Consider the following 21,217-nt stretch of genomic DNA (forward strand, 5'->3'; position numbering starts at 1 on the left):
CATCGCCATCACCCCGGCGATTGTAAAGGCCGTGCATGATGCAGTCGGCTGCTGGGTGAACAAGCTGCCGATTTCGCGTGAAGAGCTGCTTGATGCGATAGACAGAAAGGGGATAAAACAATGGACGTAAAAGAAGCAGGATCTTTCTCTGCAAGAAAGCAGCGGTTCCGAATGACCGTGAATGGAATAGAGCAGGAGGTTGATGCGGTTCCTGCAGCTCGCTTGAGTGACCTCCTGCGGACGGAATTCCAGCTGACCGGAACTAAGATATCCTGCGGAATCGGCCGTTGCGGAGCATGTTCTGTCCTGCTAGACGGCACGCTCGCCAATGCGTGTATGACCATGGCCTATCAAGCGGCCGGCCATTCGATCACAACCATTGAGGGGCTTCAAAAAGAAGAACTGGATATCTGCCAAACCGCTTTCCTGGAGGAAGGAGGCTTCCAATGCGGATATTGCACACCCGGGATGACGATTGCACTTAAAGCTCTGTTTCAGGAAAACCCGCAACCTACTGACGAAGATATTGAAGAAGGGCTGGCGGGCAATTTGTGCCGGTGTACCGGTTATGGAGGGATTATGCGGTCGGCTTGCAGGATTAGAAAAGAGTTGAGCTGCGGGCAAAGGGAGTCATTGGACTTTTCCCGCAGCTACAGCAAAGCACCGGATATAATGAGCTGAAAGCTTAGCAAAGAACGATTACTGATATCTATATGGAGCTTGGCATAATATCAGATAAATTTTATATGTTAAAGAAGCATGCTATCAATGCCATTGCAACAGTCCTTGGAATAATCTAAGGGCTGTTTTTCCCTGAGACGTCAAAGATCTACAAAGTGAGTGAGCCTTAGTTCGGATATACCCCAAGGCCTTTTACACTGTTGTACTTAATTGTTGTGCGTTAAAATCGCAATGAATTAAAAGAGGGATGGAATAATGAATCTAAATAAAAATGGATTCAGAGGGGTTTAATCATGAATACGAATGAAAAGAAGAAAGAAGTTCAACAAAAGTATAGATGAAGAAATTAAAAAGAAGACAAAAATGATTTTAAAGAAGCAGTTATTGTCGTAACAATAAATAATTGTAGTGTTTATCTTTTTGACCTTTCCGCTTCAAGGATTTTAACAAAATGTTCCCTTTTTCCCTTGTGCTTTTCACCTAGTTGTGTTTAAAACTGGAAATGGGTAATATTACAAATTAAGAAAAGAGGGAGAGATGATGAATAACTTAAATTGGTGGAAAATACTTTTACTAGCCTTTCTTTGTTCCTTGATTTTTTCTGTCGTCTTTGTCACTGTTCAACGGATTGACTTAATACTCAATCCACCGGAAGTACCTGTTAAATCGATTGAAAAAATCAAATGATTCTTTTTGGGGAAAAGGAATGAAAAAAATTTTTTGTAGGTGGAATGTGGCAGGATTCTATATGTCTAGTGTTGGTATTAATTCTGTAAGTGCGGAAGAAATTGACCGATAGGCGATCCTAAGAAAGCAGAATTACACCTTGAGAAACTAACAAATCCGTTAACAAGCGACTCTACTGGGATTAATTGAAGAGGTGATCAAGCGCGGCCGCGTTGTGGGAAAACATCACGCTCTCATCTCATATTCCAGTGGGGCAAGGATTTTCAAAGTGGCCATAATAAGGTGAATACTGTAGAAGATTTAAAAAAGCTCAAAGAGCCTCAGAAAGATGAGGATTTGTAGCAAGTGTTATATTTCCCTGCTCAAAACCTTGTCGCTATAGCAAAACAAACGCCATAAAGGTTTCTTATGGCGTCTGACGGATATGGGGTAAGGTGAGTTCTTAATAGCCACCGAAGAAAGAAGTACCAACGATGATTAATAGGATGAATAGCACCACGATCAAAGGGAATGACCTCATAACTTCACCTCCCTTAAAAGAGGATAGTACATGATATGCTGATGGAGATAACATGATAGGGATGCTAGTTTAATTGATTTAAAATGATTTTTTAGTCTAAGTAGAAATAGAGAACGAAAAACTAATAACAAACTCAAATACGAGGTCTGGGGGTGGGTGAGATGTAATGCCAAGACCACGAGAGCCACGCAGAGACGAAGCTTTTCGTTTGTGGGAAGAGACCGGCGGAAGCAAGAAGTTAAAGACATTGCCGAGATATTAGGCGTCACAAGCAACACTGTTCGCAAATGGAAGGCATACGATGATTGGGAAGGAAAAATTGAAAGGGAGCGCTCCTTTTCGTCCGGGTGCTCCACAAGGCAATCAAAATGCAAAAGGGAATAAAGGCGGCGCAGCCCAAAAGGGGCATAAAAACTCTGTGCGTACTGGTGAGTATGAATCAATCTTATTTGATTTCATGGATGATACAGAAAAAGATCTGTTTGGCCAAATCGAAACAGACTCAAACATATTACGCAGGAACCTTCTCACAATAGAGAAGGTCTTTTATTTATGCAGTGATCCAGTAAACCCCTAAACATATGCGGAGCCCGCCTCACCAGCGGGCTTCCTTCTTCTTAACTCCCTCTATACACCTGATAACCAAACGGCGACAGCAAAAGCGGGATATGATAATCAGCTTCAGGATCAGAAAGATGGAAACGAACTGTTACAATCGTTAAAAACGGCTCAGCCGTGTTCATTTTCTTTCCCGCAAAGTAATCCCCTGCATGGAATTCTATCACATACTCCCCGGACTTCAGCTCTTCTCCCGCAAGGAGCGGAGCATCGACTCGGCCGTCTTTATTCGTAAAAGCCCCTTTGATAGGAATAAGACTTTTGTTTTCGCAAAGCCGCTTCAATTCGATTTTTACATTTGCCGCGGGTTTGCCGCAGGTTAAATCCAAGATATGTGTTGTCAGCTTCCCCATCAGGCATTCAGGCTCCCTAATGCTTCCCCGGCATTCTGTTTTTCTTTCTCGGCGTCTTCTCTCGTCACGGTGAAACGCTGGAAACCGAATGGCGGGCGCGGTTCGGTGTAGACTTTTCCTTTCGATCCTGGGATCTCTTCAATGACAGTGTCCCATGTGTGATTTTGGGATTGGAAGCTGACATTCGTGAGCTGAGGGAATCTCGTTAATATTCGGCATCCGATATGATAGATTAAGTTTTGAATGGAAGGAGTTTCGAGCTCGTGAAATACAGTGCTCGCTAAGTCACGAATTTGTTCAGCCGCGACGTAACGGGCGGGATCGTCGGCGTATGCATCTTCCGCCTGTTCATAACGCCAGCTGATGTTTAAGTAGACAAAGAGCGGACGATTGCCATCCTCAGGAAGAGTCGTGTATTCGTCTCTGATAAAGCCAACGAAGGAGTTTCCGCTCACTTTGACAAGCTGGAGATCCGTGATTTCGCTGTATTGCTCCTTCATCGTTATCGTATCCCCAGTTCGTTCTGCTTTGAGCACCGACCGGGCGCGTTCATTGCGCGATCTTCTGAAGACAAGCCGGCTTGTGCCGAGCTCTTGATCCTCGTATGCAGGCATCGCTTCAAACGGAATGTCTTCACCTGTCAAAGTGATCGTATCCATATGAGAATAGGTGTCTAAAAATCTGTGAGCTACATAATGCAAGAAGCCTTCGGTGGTTGTTCCCTCATAGGATGCGAGGTGGCGCTGAATAAAGTTTTTCATCGAATCCGTAGCCACAATAAGCGTATTATCTCCGTCTGTAAATGACGGCAAAAAGGCATCTCCGCCAATTTCGCATGTCACATCAATGCCAACAACTGTATTGGTTCTCCCTGTAAAAGAAGACTCAGGGATTTTCTTTATGCCTGTGAGCGGTTTTAAAAACGTTCGGTATGCAAACACATTTCCTTTGCCGTAAGACATGGTTCTTTTCATTTGAATCTCTCCTTTTTCTGTAATGATGTCCTCTAAACGAAAGCGGGCGATGCGGTATATTTCCTCAAGAGCCTGCTGGAATTCTGTTTCCGGTTTGTTCTTCAGCCTTGTCAGCAGGGCTTGGCGGATCTCCTGTTTCGTTTTTTCCTTTACCGCTAAAATAAAAGGAAAACCGAAGTTTTGAGAGTAGTCTTCATTTAGTTTGAGAAATTCCTCGTATTCCTGCTGTTCAAGCTTACTGAGCCCTGCGTTTTGCTGCTCTTTTACTGAGGAAGCGCTCATTGTTTTCTTGGTGCCGAGACGAGGGTGTTTGCAGATGAGCTCAAGCTGTGTCTTGCGGTCGGCAGCTTTTACAAAGCGGGACATTTTTTGATGCAAATCAGAAAGAGAGGAGAAGGGGCGCAGTGCCGCGGCTTCCTCCGCAATCCAAGCAGAGTGCTCAAAAATAGATCCGAGTGTGCCAGTCAGTGTTTGTCTATCCATTTGATTCAGGTCGTCAATTGTGAACATGAGCCATCTCCCCTTTACGTATTGATTTCCGCGCCATGGGGCTGTTTGAATTGAAAAAAAGTGTTCAATGCAATCGCGGTTAAGCTGCCAATGACAATGCCGCTTCCGGTCAACACGGAAGCTGCTCCCGGGAGAGAGGAAAACAAGGCGGGCACCGTCGTGGCGCCAAGCCCTAAGCTGACAGAAGAAGCAATGATCAGCAGATTGCCCTGTGATTCAAAATCGACGCCGGAAAGCATTTTAATACCGTAAGAAATGACCATGCCAAACATAACGATCATCGCGCCGCCGAGAACTGCATTCGGGATCACGGTCGTCAATGCCGCGGCTTTTGGCATCAGTCCGATTGCCATCAGCATAAATCCAGTGATGGCAATGACATGGACGCTTTTGATTTTTGAAAGCTGAACGATGCCGACGTTTTGCGAGAAAGCCGTATACGGAAACGCGTTAAACAAGCCGCCCAGCACAATTGCAAGCCCTTCCGCACGGTAGCCTTTCTCAAGGTCTTTCTCTGTTAGTTTCCGGTTTGTCATATCGGAGAGAGCAAAGTAAACACCCGTTGATTCAACAAGGCTGACAATCGCAACCAATAGCATGGTGAGAATGGCAGGCAGCTCAAAGGTTGGCGTGCCGAAATAAAATATAGAAGGAACATGAACCCAGGACGCCTCCGCGACCTCAGAAAAATCGACTTTTCCCATAAAGAAAGCGGCTGCCGTTCCAGCTGCAAGGCCGAGTAAAATCGCAATGGAGCGGATGAACCCTTTAAAGAAATAAAACAGCACTAAAATAAAGGCTGTAACGGCAAAGCCAAGCAGCACGTTGCCTAGTGAGCCGAAGTCTTTGCTGCCTTCACCGCCGGCCAGGTTCTTCATCGCCGTCGGAATCAGGCTGATGCCGATAATCATAACGACTGAGCCGGTTACGACCGGCGGGAAAAAACGGACAAGCTTTCCAAAGAAGCCCGCGGCTAAAACGACAATCAGCCCGGCTGCGATAATCGCACCGTAAATCGCTGAGACACCGTATATGCTGCCAATGGAAATCATCGGGCCGACTGCAGTAAACGTACAGCCGAGGACAACGGGAAGGCCGATGCCGAAATAGCGGTTTTTCCAGAGCTGTAAAAGAGTGGCCGCCCCGCACATAAACAAATCAATGGCAATTAAATACGTCAGCTGGCCCGCATTCAGCCCGATCGCAGCTCCGACGATCAGAGGGACGAGAATGGCTCCCGCATACATCGCCAGCATATGCTGAAGCCCAAGCATCAAAAGCTGAAAGGAATTTTGCTGTTCCATCATCTCTATTTACACCTCTTTTTCTAAAACCAGTTTGTTTTCTATTACGGGCAGTTCTTCCTTTTGAGCGATTTTTTCCTTTTTGGCGCGCAAACTGAAGAATAGGTTTAAAAAGATTGCAGTCAGGCTTCCTGTGATCATGCCGTCACTGACCAGAATGCGGATCGGAGCGGGAAACTCTGTGAAAATCGCCGGTACTGTGCTGGCGCCGATACCGAGTGCGATTGAGCAGGCGATGGTCAGCAGATGATATTGGTTTTTCAGATCCACTGTACTGAGCATTTTTACTCCGGAGGCGATAACCATGCCGAACATGACAACGGTTGCGCCGCCGAGTACAGCCGCGGGAACGGAGGAAGCAAGAGCGGCAAACTTAGGAATCAGCCCAAGGATTAGAAGGATACAGCCCGCGGTGACGACGACATTTCTCGTTTTCACCTTTGTCAGCTGCAATAATCCGGCGTTTTGTGCAAATGTATTATAGGGAAAGGCGTTGAACAGCCCGCCTATCATAATGGCGATTCCCTCTGCCCGGTAGCCTTTGACCAGGTCTTTTTCGGTTAGAGGCCGGCCGCATATCTTTCCGATGGCGTAAAAAACACCGGTTGATTCAACAATAATGACAATTCCGACGATCAGCATCGTGATGATCGGACCGATTTCAAAAGATGGAGCGCCGAAGTAAAACGGCTTCGGGATTTGAAAGAATGGGGCTTCAGATACAGATGAAAAGCTGACCTTGCCCATGACGGCAGCCGCCGCAGTGCCCGCCGCAATCCCGATCAGAACGGAAAGCGTTCGGGCAAACCCTTTGAGAAAGCGGTTGAGGACTAAGATCAGGATAAGGACACCGACAGAAAGAAGAAGGTTTTCGAGCGAACCGTATTCGGGATTGGCGCTGCCGTTTACTTTTTCTCCGCCAGCCATATTTTTCACACCTGTCGGAACAAGAGAAAGACCAATCAAGGTCACAACAGTTCCTGTTACGACAGGAGGGAATAACACGGTCAGCTTGCCGAAGAAACGGGCACACAAGAAGATCAAGATACCGGCTGCAATGATTGAACCGTAAATCGCTGAAATGCCGTAATTTGCACCAATTGCAATCATCGGGGTGACGGCCACAAACGAGCTGCCGAGCATGACGGGAAGGCCGATGCCGATGTACGCTCCTCGCCAGGTCTGCAAAAGTGTTGCGGCTCCGCATGTTAACAGGTCAATCGCCAATAGGTAGGACAGCTGTTCCGGTGTTACATTCAGCGCTCTGCCGACAAGCAGAGGCACCAAAATCGCACCTGCGTACATGGCCAGCACGTGCTGCAGGCCAAGAGTGAACACCGCAAACGGTTTTTGTTTCACTATAGCTCCTCCTTTTACATGTAAACTTTAGTAACATGATAGCGTGCCGTTTGCCAGATGTCATTGGGTACATCAGCTGAAAAATAGGAGCGTTATTGCTGAAAGTAACGAAAAGCCATTTCTTTTGTAACATAATGTGACAAATGCTAGCTGATCAGCCGCTGCATCCGCAAGGCAAGCCGCAACCGCATGGTCGTTTCGGGATCTTTTAAGCTTTTGCCCAGTAATTCTTCACATTTTTCGAGGCGGTAGATGACCGTATTGCGATGCACGTACAAGCGTTTTGCCGTCTCGGAAATCTGGCAGTGTGTCTCTAGATAGACAGACAGTGTGTGAAGCAGGCTTTGATCCTCCTGCTGCTTTTCAGCCAGGCTTTGAAGAGTGGAATTGTAAAATTTCTTCAAATCCTCAACCGGGAGCAGGCGGAGAAGCTCAGGTACATCTTTCGCGTGGTACACTTGGATAAACTCCGTGCTTCTTGATAAATGCCCTGATTGGAGAGCGTCAGACGCTTCTGTGAAAGCGTCCGGAACATCGATGAGCTTTTGGCAAATGTTGCTGATGCCAAAGGACAATGTCCGTTTAAATTGGTTTTTAACCTGTGCCTGGAACTGTTCTAAAAAGCTGATCACCGAGGCGTGCATTTCACTCCAGCTGTCTGTCGCCTCGATCAGCAGAATGCCGACATTTCCTTTAATAAAGAGGTGAGGCGGAAATGGGAAGGCAGACAATTCACCTTCGAGAAATTCAAATACGCTGTCAGAGGCCAGCTGATTTTCAGTAAAGCTGATCGATCTGTCATTCCGGTCGAGCTTTCCGGCGATGCACATATATTTTTGATCCCAGCTGAGCTTAAATTCTTTTGCCCGGTTTTTGATTTCGTCGTCTGAAGAGAACGACCGCTCGATAAAATTACTGAAAAATTCATTCCGCGCCCGCCGGCTGTATTGCTTCAGCGCGTTTTCCTTCAGCAGCTCAAAGGAAATCACGTTCGCAGCCTGTTCAATGGTGAGAATCAATCCTTTATCAGCGGCTTGGATCATTTCCGGTATCAGCAGGTAGCCGCAGCTTTTTTCGTGATTATAGATAGGAAGGACAGAATATGTTTTCTGATTCGAGATCGAAGAGAAACAAGTGAAAAACGGTCCGGACACGGTGTGCAGCGTGCTTTTGAGCTTTTCGGTTTCAACTGACATCTGATGAGAGGCAGAAAGCATTTTGGCATGCTGGTCAAGGAGCAGCACGGGAAGATGAAGGAGGTCTGATACCTTTTTGAGCAGAGATTGCAGCCCCTTGCCGCTCATAATGTGGTTTGTGAACTTTTTATGTGCGTAAATGGCTTGCTGAAGCTCGTTTGAACGCATGTCAAGAATATGGCTCAGCGTGGCATTGACAATGTCTCCGAGGCGTATATGCTCAGGGAGCTCGATAATCGGAAACGCGTGTGAATCGGCCAGGTCGATGATTTCTTTCGGAATATCCTCCAGGTAGCGTTTTGTTTTAATGCCGAGACCGGCACAGCCGCGTTTTGCCATTTGCCGAATTAGCTCTGATAACTGGTGGGGATTGTCCTTCAGGTGATATGCGGTGGTGACGAGCAGCTCGTCTTTATGCAAAAAATCCGCGATATCAGGAGCATCCATCATGTTGACATGCTGAACCTCTCTTTCTCCCCCCGCTTTTCCCGCAATTAAAACTGCATTTTCGTAAGCCGGTATTTTCATCACATCAAAAATATTCATAGCTCAATCTCCTTTTCTTGCAAAAAATAATCATTGGTTAAGATGAATAAATTTCATTATTAATTCTAGCTGTTTTGCTGATGTAATACGATCATAGTAACAGTAAAATGTTGAAAATAGACTGAATGTGTTACATAAACTGACATAAAAATTCATCATCATACAGGGGAGGGATCAGTATGGCTTACGATTTGGTGATAAAAGGAGCGAAGGCAGTCACGCCGGATGGTGTTAAAGAAGCGGATATTGCCATGAAAAACGGGATCATTGCCAAGATCGGTTCTGCAATTGAAGCAGTGGGGGCACCGGTTGTGGAGGCTAGCGGTCAATATGTTTTTCCGGGTACGGTCGATTGTCATGTTCATTTCAACGAACCGGGCAGAGAGGATTGGGAAGGGTTTGAAACGGGCTCACGGATGATGGCTGCAGGCGGCTGCACCACTTATTTTGATATGCCGCTGAACTGCATTCCATCCACGGTGACGGCAGAAAACCTTCTCGCAAAAGCTGAAATCGGCAGGCGGAAATCGGCGGTGGATTTTGCGTTATGGGGCGGCCTTGTACCGGGTCATATTGATGACATACATCCGATGGCTGAAGCGGGTGCGATAGGATTTAAAGCATTTTTATCAAAATCAGGCACAGAGGAGTTTCGCTCTGTTGATGAACGGACCTTGCTTAAAGGCATGAAAGAAATCGCGGCCGCGGGAAAAATCCTTGCTCTTCACGCAGAAAGCGATGCGATCACAAGCTTTTTGCAGATGGAATGGGCGAATAAAGGGAAAGTGAATGCGGATGCGTATGCGGCCTCCCGCCCGGAGGAAGCTGAAGCTGAAGCGGTGTATCGCACGATCCAGTACGCGAAAGTGACGGGCTGTCCGGTTCATTTTGTCCACATCAGTACGGCAAAAGCGGTCCGCTTGATTCGGGAGGCGAAGCAGGAGGGATTAGATGTCACGGTGGAAACATGTCCTCACTATGTCTTGTTCAGCCATGACGATTTATGCGAAAGGGGCTCTGTCGCAAAATGCGCCCCTCCGCTCAGATCCCAGCCATCAAAAGAGGCGTTAATTGATACGCTGATCGCGGGGAAAATTGACATGGTGTCCTCAGACCACTCCCCCTGCCGTCCTTCTCTGAAGCGGGAGGATAATATGTTTTTGTCATGGGGCGGAATTAGCGGCGGGCAGTTTACTTTATTGGCCATGCTTGAACTGGCCCTTGAGCGGGATATTCCATTTGAAACCATTGCTGAATGGACAGCGGGGGCACCCGCGAAGCGATTCGGCCTTCAGCAAAAAGGGAGGCTTGAAGAGGGACGGGACGCGGATGTCGTTCTCGTCAGCATGGAGCCGTACACAGTCACAACAGAAACGATGTTTGCAAAGCATAAGCAGAGCATTTATGAAGGACATACCTTCCCCTGCCGCATCTCGGCCACCTACAGCAGAGGACGGTGCGTGTATAGTGATGGGGAGAAAGCAGATAGCGGAATTGAGGGAGCGCTGGTCGTTCCTTCGTAAACCCGGCAGATTGAAATCTGCGGGGTTTTTTTATGTCAGTGACTTTGGTTTTTAAAAATCAAGCATCGTGGTATCTTTTTAAAAAGGGGGCTGCGATGATGGAACACGTCAAACACATACTAAACCAATCATGGTCGCTGCATACGAGTTCAAAATGGACGAAAGAATGCCCGGCATGCGGCCAATGCGGCGTGACGGCATTGGTGGTACAGGAACAATTCGGGGGCGCTATTTTCAAAACAAAGGTCGGTGAGAGCTGGCACTTTTATAACATCATAAATGGGACTGTGTATGACTTTACGAGTGAACAGTTTCAGGAGCCTATTGTGTACCAAAATATCCCTTCCTCAAGAGAGGAGGCGTTTATGGATACCAATGAGGAACAATATCAGCATCTGCGCTCAGCGTTTTTCCGCAATATGAACAGCATTTCCGAGGAAACCTGAAAACGCGTGTGATAAACTGGAAGAGAGGTGAATGATTGTGATTTATATCGGACTGACGGGATGGGGGGATCATGACAGCATTTATCCGCCGAAAACACCCAGCCAGAAAAAATTGCAGGCCTATTCCTCCCATTTTCCGATCGTGGAAGTAGACGCGAGCTTTTACGCGATTCAGCCGGCGCGCAACAATGAAAAGTGGGTGAAGGAAACACCGGAAACCTTCCAATTTATCATTAAAGCGTATCAGGGCATGACGGGGCATCAGCGCGGCGACATTCCGTTTGACTCGAAAGAGGAGATGTTTGATGCTTTTAAGCTGTCCTTAACGCCATATTTACATAGCAATAAGCTCGCCATGGTGCTGTTTCAATTTCCGCCGTGGTTTGACTGCAAGAAAGAAAATGTCGCTTATTTAAGATGGTGCAAAAAACAAATGGGCGATATTCCTTGCGCGCTTGAGTTCAGAAACCGCTCCTGGTTTTCACCGCCATTTTATGAGCAGACGCTTTCCTTTATGAAAGCGGAAGGCTGGATTCACAGTGTCTGTGACGAACCGCAAATCGGCGAGGGAAGCGTTCCGACTGTTTTGCGGGCGACCGATGAAAACAAAACGCTCGTCAGGTTTCACGGACGCAATAAGCAGGGCTGGATGAAGCCCGATGGCGGGAAGAACTGGCGTGAGGTCAGATATTTATACCGCTATAACAAACAGGAGCTGGAAGACTGGAAAAAGCATCTGAACGCATTGCAGCAGCAATGTAAAGATGTATTTGTCCTCTTCAACAACAATTCCGGCGGAGACGCCGCGGATAATGGCAAGCAAATGCTTGAACTGCTTGATATCGAGTACTCCGGACTTTCTCCGAGACAGCTCGGTTTATTTTAGAAAAGAGGTTTTGATTGATGTCGTTTGTGATTTTGGTCGTACTGGGATTTATTGCGGGTACTGTAGGAAGTTTGATTGGACTCGGCGGCGGGATTGTCATCGTTCCGGCCATGATGTTTTTAAGCGCGGTGACGCCGTATTTTCAGGATGTGACGCCGCAGGTCGCCATCGGGACTTCGCTTCTGGTCATTATTTTTACGGGTCTTTCCTCAACTTTGGCTTATATTAAATATAAAACGGTTGATTATAAAAGCGGGCTCATTTTCTTTATCGGTTCAGGTCCCGGCAGCATAATCGGGGCCTATGTATCAAAGCTTTTTAATTCCAGCTCTTTTTCCATTTGGTTTGGCATATTTATGATTCTTATTTCATTATCCTTAATGCTGAAAGCGAAGGCGCGGCCGGTAAACAAAGAGCACAGAGGAATAATACGGACTTTTCAGGATGATGCCGGAGAGCCTTATACTTACTCGTATCAGGCGTCTGTCGGGATTGCCATCGCCTTTGTTGTCGGCTTTTTAGGCGGGCTCTTTGGAATAGGCGGCGGCTCGCTGATGGTTCCGGCCATGATGCTGTTATTCCTGTTCCCGCCAAAGGTTGCGGTGGCAACGTCCATGTTCATTATTTTCCTGTCTTCTATGACAGGATCTGTTTCACATATTATGTCCGGGCATGTGAATTGGCTGTACGCCCTCTCGCTTGTGCCCGGCGCTTGGTTCGGCGGAAGGCTTGGCGCCGCCATCAACCGAAAAATGCAGACGAAAACGATCGTCATGATCATGCGGATCGTATTAATTTTGATCGGCTGCCAGCTCATTTATGAAGGCATGTTCAGCTGAACGATTAGGAGAGAATGGTATGAAAGAGAAGCTCCGCTTATATCACACAAATGATTTGCACAGCCATTTTGAAAATTGGCCAAAAATAACAGATTATATTGAGCATAAAAGAAAAGAACATCAGCTGCACAGCGAAGAGACGCTCGTTTTTGATATTGGTGATCATATTGATCGTTTTCATTTTGTGACTGAGGCAACATTCGGAAAAGCGAATGTAGACCTCTTAAACCGTCTTCAAATTGATGGAGCGGCTATCGGCAATAACGAGGGGATTACGCTTCCTCATGAAGAGCTTGCTTCTTTATATGATCATGCCGAGTTTCCCGTTATCGTCTCTAATCTGTATGACAAAAACGGAAACCGCCCGTCCTGGGCGGTTCCTTACCATATCAAAACATTGGGAAACGGCATGACCATCGCTTTGTTAGGCGTAACGGTGCCGTATTATCCTGTCTATGACAAGCTGGAATGGACTGTTACTGATGCGCTCGAAAGCATAAAAGAAACCATACAGGAAGTGAAAGGGCAGGCTGATATCATCGTTCTCCTGTCGCATTTGGGAATTCTTGACGATCAAGCGGTTGCTGAAGCAGTTCCGGAGATTGACGTAATTCTCGAGTCTCATACTCACCACCTGCTTGAAAATGGACAAATGGTCAACGGTGTATTGCTTGCCAGCGCTGAGAAATACGGAAACTATGTCGGCTGTGTAGACATCACGTTTGACAGCGAAAAGCGAAAAATCATCAGCAAAACAGCGTCTGTTCAAAATGTGGCGGAATGGACAGGGGAATCGGCGGAAACCAAAGCATTTCTTGAGGAAAAAGAACGTGAAGCCGAGCAAAAGCTGTCCGTTGCCGTTGCGGAGCTTGCGCAAGATGCTGAAGTCAAGTGGTTTAAAGAATCCGAGCTGCCTTTACTGTTGGCATATGCGTTAAAGGAATGGTGCGGAGCCGACATCAGCATGGTGAATTCCGGTGTCATCCTCGGACCGCTTAAAGCCGGCCCGGTGACGAAGCTTGACCTGCACCGCATCTGCCCTCACCCCATTAACCCGGTTACTGTCCGCCTGACGGGAGAGGAACTGAAAGAAACGATTGTCCATGCCGCTTCAGAACAGATGGAGCAGCTTCGAATTAAAGGATTGGGCTTCCGGGGAGAAGTAATGGGAAAAATGGTGTACGCGGGTGTCGATGTCGAAACAAAACGGCTGGACGATGGGATGACGCACGTTACCCGGATGACACTGAACGGTGATGACATTGATAAACATAAACAATACGCTGTGGCTGTGCTTGACATGTTTACGCTCGGCAGGCTGTTTCCAATTATCCGAGACGCCGAGGTAAAAGAATATTTTATGCCGGAATTTTTGCGGGATCTGCTTGCCTGGAAGCTTGCACAATAAGGAGGTCAGCCCACAACAAGCCGTGCCCTTCATCATAAAGTGATAAATGAAGGGAGTTGGTTGACGTGGTAAATCTGACACCGATTATGATAGAAGGACAGCCTTTTACAGCTGTGACAGTAAAGCTTCCAAAAACAAATTTCATGGCAGTCTCCAATGATCACGGATATATTATGTGCGGCGCGCTTGATGTGGCGCTGCTGAATGAAAAATTAAAGGAGCGTGGAATTGTGGCGGGACGGGCGGTTGGTGTACGAACAATTGACCAGCTGTTAGACGCCCCTTTGGAATCCGTCACATATGCCGCAGAAGATCTTGGCATTCATGCCGGCATGAGCGGCAGAGAAGCGCTTTTAAAAATGGTGAAATAAAATAAATTGGCCCGGCTATTACTATGTCCCCCCTTACAAGCATACATTGTGATATGTAAGGGGGGATTTTCTTGCCAAGATATCGCGGCCCTCTTCGCAAGAGAGGACCTTTGCCTTTCCGGTACGTGCTGCTGCTGTCACTCGTATTTTTTATCATATCGACAACAGTCAGCCTTTGGATGATCAACGGCTCTATTAAACCGGTATTAATGAGCATCGGTGAAATGGAAACGAAGCGTGTGGCAACAGAGGTAATTCAGGATTCCATTGAGGATTATATGTCTGACAGCGAAAATATGAAAGATATGTTTCAAATGAATTCTGATGAAAACGGAAATTTAACGACAATCGATTTTAATACACAGGTTATAAACAGTGTGAAAACAAAGGTGACAAAGCAGCTTCAGTCTCACCTGAAAGAGATGGAAACCCACACGGGACACAGCGGTGCCAGTGAAAATATTATGATCAACATCCCATTAGGACAGGTGACAGGAAACAGCCTTCTTGGAAACCTCGGCCCGAAAATTCCAGTCCGGTTCAATTTGATCGGTGACGCCTTTACAGACGTCAAAACAAAAATAAAGCCATACGGCATTAATAACGCACTTATTGATATCAGCATCTTTGTAGAAATTAAAGTGAAGGTCATCATCCCGTTCGCAAGCAAAACGGCCGTGGTCACCAATAATGTTCCTGTATCAATTAAAGCAGTGCAGGGCGAAGTGCCGCAATTTTATAACGGAAGCGGCGGTTCAGGTGTTACGCCTTCTGTCCAGCTTCCAAGCAGCAAAGAAGAAGATAGCCATAATTCAAAAAATGAAAAAAACAAAAAATAAAGCCGCCTTTTCATGAGGCGGCTTTCGTCATTTCTTTTTCTTGTACTCATAGCGCTCCCACGCTCTCAAATGAGGATAAGGATCAAACGACCATTCCGTTTTTCCATTATCTTTATACATGCCATAGTGGAGGTGCGGCGGAAATTTTCCGGCTGTGCCAGGCGGGCCGTATCCTGAGCTGCCGACTGACCCGATCACTTGGCCGGGCTCAACGATCTGCCCTGGTTTAATGCCTTTCGCAAACCCATTGAGGTGGGCGAAATAATGATACGTATTGTTAATATCTCTGATGCCGATTCTCCATCCTCCAAAGCGGTTCCAGCCTTTCATTTCAATGACGCCGTAACAGGTGGATTTAACAGGAAGGCCATAATGGGCAAAGATATCCGTTCCTTCATGAATCCGCCTTCCTCCAAAGCCGCGGGCGTCTCCCCACGTGCTGCGATAGCTGTAATCCGTTTTGATTGGAAGCGGAAACGCATGCTCGCCCAAATCAATATGACCGTAAGCATTGAACAGCTTCATGAACTCGGATATGATTCCCACCGTTTGATCACGGCGGTAGTAATTCCAGAGCCCGATGCGGATATTTTCCTCATCTGTGCCGTACGACAGCAGATATTGTGCGAATGTATACAAAATGTCTTCATCATTGCTGACCTCGGCTTTCCCATCGCCGTCACCGTCCATTCCGATTCCGTCAAACACTTTTATGCTTAACGGTGCATCGTCTTTCGGATTCGGGTTTTCTGGTCCGCTCCAAATTTCATCCGGTACATAGATGCTGATGATTCCCGTTTTGTCAGGCAGATCCTTTCTGTTGCTCCGCACATTCTCCTCGTATTGATCAACAGCGGCGAGCGCATACCAAGGAATCTGCGTCACAGCTTCGACTTTATGATATAATTCCATCCGTTTAGAAAGCACCGGATCTGAAAGCTCTTTTCCAGATGCAAAAGGTTCAAATGCAAACAAAAGGAGAAGAAGGGCAGATAACACAACTTTCACAAAATAATCTCCTTTCAATATTGAATACACATAGTTTGCGGCAACCCGGCAAGAAAATGTCAGTAATCATCTTCCCTTGTCGAGAAATTTTTCCTATGTTAAAGTGTCTAAAGAAAAGACTTTCTTTAGTTAGAAAAACATTATTTTTGTTGCAGAAATGAAAGAACTGCACCTATCTCGTTTTCAGAATGTTTCGTGTCAGAAATTGAGTATATTGGATATTGGAGATGATGGGAATTGGCAAAGAAAGACGAACACCTCAGAAAGCCCGAATGGCTCAAAATCAAATTAAATACAAATGAAAATTATACAGGACTGAAAAAGCTCATGCGGGAAAACAATCTGCACACCGTATGTGAAGAAGCAAAATGTCCGAATATTCATGAATGCTGGGCAGTGAGACGTACAGCGACATTTATGATTTTAGGATCTGTTTGTACGAGAGCGTGCCGTTTCTGCGCCGTCAAAACGGGCCTTCCGACTGAGCTTGACCTGCAAGAGCCGGAACGCGTAGCAGATTCCGTCGCTCTGATGAATCTGAAACACGCGGTAATCACAGCTGTTGCGCGTGATGACCAAAAAGACGGCGGTGCGGGTATCTTCGCGGAAACTGTCCGTGCAATCCGCAGAAAAAGCCCGTTTACGACTATTGAGGTGCTTCCGTCAGATATGGGCGGAAACTATGATAACTTAAAAACGTTAATGGATACGCGCCCTGACATCCTGAATCACAATATCGAAACGGTTCGCCGCCTGACGCCAAGAGTCCGCGCACGTGCGACATACGACCGTTCATTGGAATTTTTGCGCCGCGCGAAAGAAATGCAGCCAGACATTCCCACAAAATCAAGCATCATGATCGGACTCGGTGAAACGAAAGAAGAAATTATCGAAGTGATGGACGACCTCTTGGCAAACAATGTTGATATTATGGCAATCGGCCAATACCTGCAGCCGTCGAAGAAGCACTTAAAAGTCCAAAAATATTATCATCCTGATGAATTTGCAGAATTGAAGGAAATCGCGATGCAAAAAGGCTTCAGTCACTGTGAAGCCGGTCCGCTTGTCCGTTCCTCCTACCATGCGGATGAACAGGTTAACGAAGCATCAAAAAAACGCCAAGCGCAAGCATAATGCCAAAACGCCAGATCATCTGGCGTTTTTGTCATTCCTATTCGTTTCCTTGTCCTGGCGTGTTTCTCCATTGGCATTTTCGTTTTCCGAGACAGGGCTTCCTTGCGGGGAGTTTTTCATTTCTTGTATCGTCCCTGACATGATGTCTCTGACATCTCTTGAACCGGAGCCCAGATTGCTGTAATTTTTGATGGCCTGCATATGATTCGGATTGTCAGAAATGTACACATGATAGTAACGCGGAATCACCGAAACCGCCGTTTTTTTCACTTGATCAGCTGTCAGTTCACGGTTTCTCGAATCGGTTTTGTACACGACAAGCGCTTCTTGGTCAGTTACGAGCACTGCGGCATCTTGAATATGAGGGAGCTGAACCGTTAAGCTTGATATGATGTGAGCGGTTTCTTCACGGTCTGGCGCCGGTGTCTCCTGCTGTTCGCCGTCAAATTGTTCTTTTTGATAACGAACATAACCAAATTGTTCATTCTTATCATGCCTATTAAAAGCCTCATCGCGGTCAGATACATGAATGGGCTTGGTTTCATTTTGATGCTGGACATCCTGCTCAGCGTTGAATCCTGCGCCTCCGCATCCGGATAAAAGCCCGGTCATCAGGCAGAGGCTGACAGCAGTTCGTTTCATTTGTAATCCCTCCTCTTGTGTAGGGTAGCCAAATCACACGAATTATTCTTTAGCAATTGATGGGGAAGGGGCAATGAATTATGATAGGAATGAGTGAAAAAGAGGTGAGATCATGATTCTTATTCAAAATGCCGAATTTGAGTTGGTGCACAATTTCAAAGACGGCTTCAACGAAGAGGCTTTTAAAGCTCGTTATTCCGATATTTTAAATAAATACGATTACATTGTGGGAGACTGGGGATACGGCCAGCTCAGGCTCAAGGGCTTCTTTGATGACCAGAATCAAAAGGCGACCTTTGAAACGAAAATCAGCACATTGGACGAATACATTTACGAATACTGTAATTTCGGCTGTGCGTATTTTGTCTTAAAACGGATCAGAAAATAACTATTTCACAAAGGGGATGCTGTCATGTATTTTGTTGACAGAAACAAGATAGAGCATACACTCGGGTTCTTCGAGCGTCAGCTGGCGCTGTTTCATTCGCAAACAGACTGGAAATCCGAGATCGAGGGGCTCGCGCTTGAACGCATCGGCCACCTGTTAATCGAATGCATTCTAGATACAGGAAATGACATGATCGACGGTTTTATTATGCGGGACCCGGGCAGCTATGATGATATCATGGACATACTGGTTGATGAAAAAGTCGTAACGGAAGAAGAGGGAGCACAGCTGAAGCAATTGATTGCGTACCGAAAAACATTGGTTCAGCAATACCAGCTCGCGGACAGCGCAGAGCTTTACAAGCTGATCACCGCGCATCTAGCCGTCCTTCAAGCCTTTCCGAAACGAATCAGAAACTACTTGGAAACAGAGCTGGGCCCTGTTTCCGCGTTTAAATAACGACAGGAAAGCCACAGGAGTGTAAAAAATGAAAACATATAAAGGATATTTAATTGATTTAGACGGAACGATGTACAACGGCACAGAAAAATTTGAGGAAGCGTGTGAATTTGTCAGAACGCTGAAAGACCGCGGCATTCCTTATCTTTTTGTGACAAACAACTCTTCCCGTACACCGAAGCAGGTGGCGGACAAGCTAGTCTCTTTTGATATTCCGGCAACAGAGGAGCAGGTCTTTACGACAAGCATGGCGACTGCCCAGCATATCGCCCAGCAGAAAAAAGACGCGTCTGTGTATGTGATCGGGGAAGAAGGAATTCGCCAGGCGATTGAAGAGAACGGCCTGACCTTTGCAGAGGAAGATGCGGACTTTGTTGTTGTCGGAATTGACCGTGGGATTACATATGAAAAACTTGCCATTGGCTGCCTCGCAATCAGAAATGGCGCCCGCTTTATTTCCACAAACGGTGACATTGCCATACCGACTGAAAGGGGCCTCCTGCCGGGCAATGGTTCACTGACCTCTGTGTTAACCGTATCCACAGGCGTGCAGCCGGTATTTATCGGCAAGCCGGAATCCATCATCATGGAGCAGGCGATGCGTGTTCTCGGCACTGATGTATCCGAAACACTTATGGTCGGCGACAACTACGCGACTGACATTATGGCAGGCATTAATGCAGGGATGGATACACTGCTTGTCCACACAGGCGTAACGAAAAGAGAGCATATGACAGACGATATGGAAAAACCGACTCATGCTATTGATTCTCTGACTGAGTGGATTCAACATATATAAAAAAGGGCGCCCCAAAAGGGTGCCCTTTATTCTGTATGCCGTGCGCGGTGTGCGAGCCTGCTGGAGGCCGCAGCGGAAATGGCGCCGACAATGTCATCAAGAAATGTATGGCATTCGCCGGTTGATTTATCATTCAAACGGCCGAGGATACCGGGTTTTTCTTTGTCGATGTAGCCATAGTTTGTAAACCCGATGGACCCGTAAATATTTACGATGGAAAATGCCAGAACTTCATCTACTCCATATAGGCTTTCATCTATCTCCAGCATCGTTTGCAGCGGTTCAGACAGTTTTTTCTGCTCAGCAAGAACGTCCAATTCGATGCCCGTTAAAATCGCGTTTTGCACCTCGCGTTTTGCGAGAACCCGATTCACATTCAACGTGCATTCATCCATGGTTAAATCCGGATGATATTTTTTCTGCAGAAAAAAGACAAGCTCGGCAATATCGGATACCTCAACACCGCGCTCCTTCATCCGTTCTCTTGCTTTAGCTTCCATCTGACTGATTTGTTCTTTATCTGACATCAACTTCACCCAAATCTTTTTTTACTAGTTTATACAAAACGTATGAGATGTTTACGACTTTTTCTTGCTCCTTCGTCGGATTAAAATATGTATTCATAATTCCGGCTGTGTATGACTACGATGTGATGAGCCCTAATTCAACAGGCAGGTGATCATTGTGAAAGGCACAATAAAAGAAAAATACGGCATTCATATCAGGCAGCTTTCAATGTATCAGCATACGTATCAATGCTTTCAAACACCGAATTCCTTCTTTTTGATTGTTCCCGTTTCCCATTTTTCAGATGCGGAGCTGGCGGAGCTTTATTACATGAGTCAGTATTTACAAGAACAAAGTGACCCATACGTTTCCGTTTTTATCTTTACAAAAGAAGGAGAACTGACCTTTGAACATGAGGGAAAAACGTACGCTCTGCTGAAGGCGGCTCCTCCTTTTTCAAATCGTGCATTTTCCATAGGGACAGAACTGGCGGAGTTTCACCGAAAGGGCAGAGGATACCCGTATGAAGTGAAGGAGGCAGGGAGAATCGGGCAGTGGAAAGACCTGTGGGGAAAACGCATTGATCAGCTTGAAGCGTTTTGGCAGCGAAAGGTTCACACCCCTCCGCACGAGCCTTTTGATAAAAAAATGATTGAATCGTTTCCATACTATTTAGGGCTGTCAGAAAACGCGATTCAATATTTAGTCGATACTGAGCTCGATGACAAACCGCAAGCAACTGATTCAGGAACGATATGCCATCAGCGGATGGAAAGAAATACGTGGTCTCCTGAATCCCTTATCAGGATTCCGGCTGACTGGGTATTTGACCACGCTGCACGCGATTTAGCCGAATATATGAGACACTCATTTTTGCATCACCGTGATGATTTTAACCGACAGGGCTTTCGCTTTTTGCAGGAATACGAGCAAATCACACCGCTGTCTTCATTTTCGAAGCGTCTTTTGTACAGCCGTCTCCTTTTTCCGCTTCATTATTATGAAATCGTGGAAGGCTACTATATTTCTTCAGAGTCGGAAAAGCACTATTATGAAGAGCAGCTCGACTACATTCTCAGTGATTCGGGCTATGAGCAATTTCTGAATGCCGCCCAGGAGTTTATGAACATGAGAGCGCAGAACATGTTTGTTCCCCCTGTCAGCTGGCTCGGAAAGGGCGGCTTGTAAGGAAGGAGAAAATCTGACAAAAATAATTAGAA

At 46.4% G+C, this 21,217-nt stretch carries 23 protein-coding genes and 1 pseudogene; 15 read left to right on the top strand and 9 right to left on the bottom strand.

Features of this window, described 5'->3' with window-relative positions; genetic code table 11:
- Positions 1 to 130, top strand: a 130-nt coding sequence (locus V6D42_RS18585; RefSeq protein ID WP_333514311.1) for a hypothetical protein, incomplete at its 5' end; no start/stop codon positions are given.
- The gene (gene pucE, locus V6D42_RS18590; RefSeq protein ID WP_333514228.1) at positions 121 to 681 is read left to right on the top strand and encodes a xanthine dehydrogenase subunit E; all 561 of its coding nucleotides are present in this window, start codon (positions 121 to 123) and stop codon (positions 679 to 681) included. The genes V6D42_RS18585 and pucE, both read left to right, overlap by 10 nt.
- A 1,129-nt stretch (positions 682 to 1,810) precedes the next feature.
- On the opposite strand, the gene V6D42_RS18595 is transcribed toward pucE, so the two are convergent.
- Positions 1,811 to 1,888: a YjcZ family sporulation protein gene (locus V6D42_RS18595; RefSeq protein WP_072175780.1), complete on the bottom strand. Its 78-nt coding sequence runs from the start codon at positions 1,886 to 1,888 to the stop codon at positions 1,811 to 1,813.
- A 166-nt stretch (positions 1,889 to 2,054) separates the two neighbouring features.
- Here V6D42_RS18595 and terS point away from each other — a divergent pair.
- Positions 2,055 to 2,390, top strand: a pseudogene (gene terS, locus V6D42_RS18600) (phage terminase small subunit); the annotation flags it as partial.
- Positions 2,391 to 2,505: 115 nt separating this feature from the next.
- Here the strand turns inward: terS and uraH are convergent.
- From uraH to V6D42_RS18625, 5 genes are all read right to left on the bottom strand, one after another.
- A complete protein-coding gene (uraH, locus tag V6D42_RS18605) occupies positions 2,506 to 2,859 on the bottom strand; it encodes a hydroxyisourate hydrolase (RefSeq protein ID WP_333514229.1) in 354 nt (117 codons plus the stop codon).
- A complete protein-coding gene (gene pucL, locus V6D42_RS18610; protein WP_333514230.1) occupies positions 2,859 to 4,343 on the bottom strand; it encodes a factor-independent urate hydroxylase in 1,485 nt (494 codons plus the stop codon). The genes uraH and pucL overlap by 1 nt, the downstream gene beginning before the upstream one ends.
- Before the next feature lie 14 nt (positions 4,344 to 4,357).
- Entirely contained in the window at positions 4,358 to 5,650 is a 1,293-nt protein-coding gene (locus V6D42_RS18615) for a nucleobase:cation symporter-2 family protein (RefSeq protein ID WP_333514231.1), read from the bottom strand.
- Positions 5,651 to 5,656: 6 nt separating this feature from the next.
- Positions 5,657 to 6,952, bottom strand: coding sequence for a nucleobase:cation symporter-2 family protein (locus tag V6D42_RS18620; protein ID WP_442893262.1), 1,296 nt, complete (start codon positions 6,950 to 6,952; stop codon positions 5,657 to 5,659).
- 200 nt (positions 6,953 to 7,152) lie between these two features.
- Positions 7,153 to 8,748 (bottom strand): PucR family transcriptional regulator, encoded by a 1,596-nt coding sequence (locus tag V6D42_RS18625; protein WP_326332082.1) that lies wholly within the window; start codon positions 8,746 to 8,748, stop codon positions 7,153 to 7,155.
- A 179-nt stretch (positions 8,749 to 8,927) separates the two neighbouring features.
- On the opposite strand from V6D42_RS18625, the gene V6D42_RS18630 reads away from it, so the two are divergent.
- The 7 genes from V6D42_RS18630 (at position 8,928) to yunB (ending at position 15,060) form a co-directional block, all read left to right on the top strand.
- On the top strand, positions 8,928 to 10,271 hold the full coding sequence (locus tag V6D42_RS18630) for an allantoinase (protein WP_333514233.1): 1,344 nt from the start codon (positions 8,928 to 8,930) through the stop codon (positions 10,269 to 10,271).
- Between the two features lie 98 nt (positions 10,272 to 10,369).
- On the top strand, positions 10,370 to 10,717 hold the full coding sequence (locus tag V6D42_RS18635; protein WP_333514234.1) for a YunG family protein: 348 nt from the start codon (positions 10,370 to 10,372) through the stop codon (positions 10,715 to 10,717).
- Between the two features lie 37 nt (positions 10,718 to 10,754).
- Complete coding sequence (locus tag V6D42_RS18640; RefSeq protein ID WP_333514312.1) at positions 10,755 to 11,603, top strand: DUF72 domain-containing protein; 849 nt, start codon at positions 10,755 to 10,757, stop codon at positions 11,601 to 11,603.
- A gap of 17 nt (positions 11,604 to 11,620) precedes the next feature.
- The gene (locus V6D42_RS18645) at positions 11,621 to 12,442 is read left to right on the top strand and encodes a sulfite exporter TauE/SafE family protein (RefSeq protein ID WP_326203592.1); all 822 of its coding nucleotides are present in this window, start codon (positions 11,621 to 11,623) and stop codon (positions 12,440 to 12,442) included.
- A 19-nt stretch (positions 12,443 to 12,461) separates the two neighbouring features.
- Positions 12,462 to 13,850 (top strand): bifunctional metallophosphatase/5'-nucleotidase, encoded by a 1,389-nt coding sequence (locus V6D42_RS18650; protein WP_333514235.1) that lies wholly within the window; start codon positions 12,462 to 12,464, stop codon positions 13,848 to 13,850.
- 65 nt (positions 13,851 to 13,915) lie between these two features.
- Positions 13,916 to 14,221: a YunC family protein gene (locus V6D42_RS18655; protein ID WP_010331750.1), complete on the top strand. Its 306-nt coding sequence runs from the start codon at positions 13,916 to 13,918 to the stop codon at positions 14,219 to 14,221.
- 71 nt (positions 14,222 to 14,292) lie between these two features.
- Positions 14,293 to 15,060, top strand: a complete 768-nt coding sequence (yunB, locus tag V6D42_RS18660; RefSeq protein WP_333514236.1) for a sporulation protein YunB — start codon at positions 14,293 to 14,295, stop codon at positions 15,058 to 15,060.
- A 27-nt stretch (positions 15,061 to 15,087) separates the two neighbouring features.
- On the opposite strand, the gene lytH is transcribed toward yunB, so the two are convergent.
- Positions 15,088 to 16,068, bottom strand: a complete 981-nt coding sequence (gene lytH / locus V6D42_RS18665) for an L-Ala--D-Glu endopeptidase (RefSeq protein WP_333514237.1) — start codon at positions 16,066 to 16,068, stop codon at positions 15,088 to 15,090.
- Positions 16,069 to 16,305: 237 nt separating this feature from the next.
- Between lytH and lipA the strand changes: the two genes are divergently transcribed.
- The gene (gene lipA, locus V6D42_RS18670; RefSeq protein WP_010331747.1) at positions 16,306 to 17,202 is read left to right on the top strand and encodes a lipoyl synthase; all 897 of its coding nucleotides are present in this window, start codon (positions 16,306 to 16,308) and stop codon (positions 17,200 to 17,202) included.
- A gap of 15 nt (positions 17,203 to 17,217) precedes the next feature.
- On the opposite strand, the gene V6D42_RS18675 is transcribed toward lipA, so the two are convergent.
- Positions 17,218 to 17,844, bottom strand: coding sequence for a YhcN/YlaJ family sporulation lipoprotein (locus V6D42_RS18675; protein WP_333514238.1), 627 nt, complete (start codon positions 17,842 to 17,844; stop codon positions 17,218 to 17,220).
- Positions 17,845 to 17,956: 112 nt separating this feature from the next.
- Between V6D42_RS18675 and V6D42_RS18680 the strand changes: the two genes are divergently transcribed.
- From V6D42_RS18680 to nucF, 3 genes are read left to right on the top strand one after another with little or no spacing between them, the layout of a single operon-like run.
- A complete protein-coding gene (locus V6D42_RS18680) occupies positions 17,957 to 18,232 on the top strand; it encodes a YutD family protein (protein ID WP_003228682.1) in 276 nt (91 codons plus the stop codon).
- A 24-nt stretch (positions 18,233 to 18,256) separates the two neighbouring features.
- The gene (locus V6D42_RS18685; protein WP_333514239.1) at positions 18,257 to 18,691 is read left to right on the top strand and encodes a DUF86 domain-containing protein; all 435 of its coding nucleotides are present in this window, start codon (positions 18,257 to 18,259) and stop codon (positions 18,689 to 18,691) included.
- Positions 18,692 to 18,719: 28 nt separating this feature from the next.
- A complete protein-coding gene (nucF, locus tag V6D42_RS18690; protein WP_333514240.1) occupies positions 18,720 to 19,490 on the top strand; it encodes a 5' nucleotidase NucF in 771 nt (256 codons plus the stop codon).
- Positions 19,491 to 19,516: 26 nt separating this feature from the next.
- Here nucF and V6D42_RS18695 read toward each other — a convergent pair whose 3' ends face one another.
- Entirely contained in the window at positions 19,517 to 20,017 is a 501-nt protein-coding gene (locus tag V6D42_RS18695) for a phosphatidylglycerophosphatase A family protein (RefSeq protein ID WP_024122730.1), read from the bottom strand.
- A 154-nt stretch (positions 20,018 to 20,171) separates the two neighbouring features.
- Between V6D42_RS18695 and yutH the strand changes: the two genes are divergently transcribed.
- Complete coding sequence (yutH, locus tag V6D42_RS18700) at positions 20,172 to 21,185, top strand: spore coat putative kinase YutH (protein ID WP_029441126.1); 1,014 nt, start codon at positions 20,172 to 20,174, stop codon at positions 21,183 to 21,185.
- Positions 21,186 to 21,217 lie beyond the last annotated feature (32 nt).

It is taken from the genome of Bacillus sp. 0909A (assembly GCF_036765115.1).
GTDB lineage: Bacteria > Bacillota > Bacilli > Bacillales > Bacillaceae > Bacillus > Bacillus mojavensis.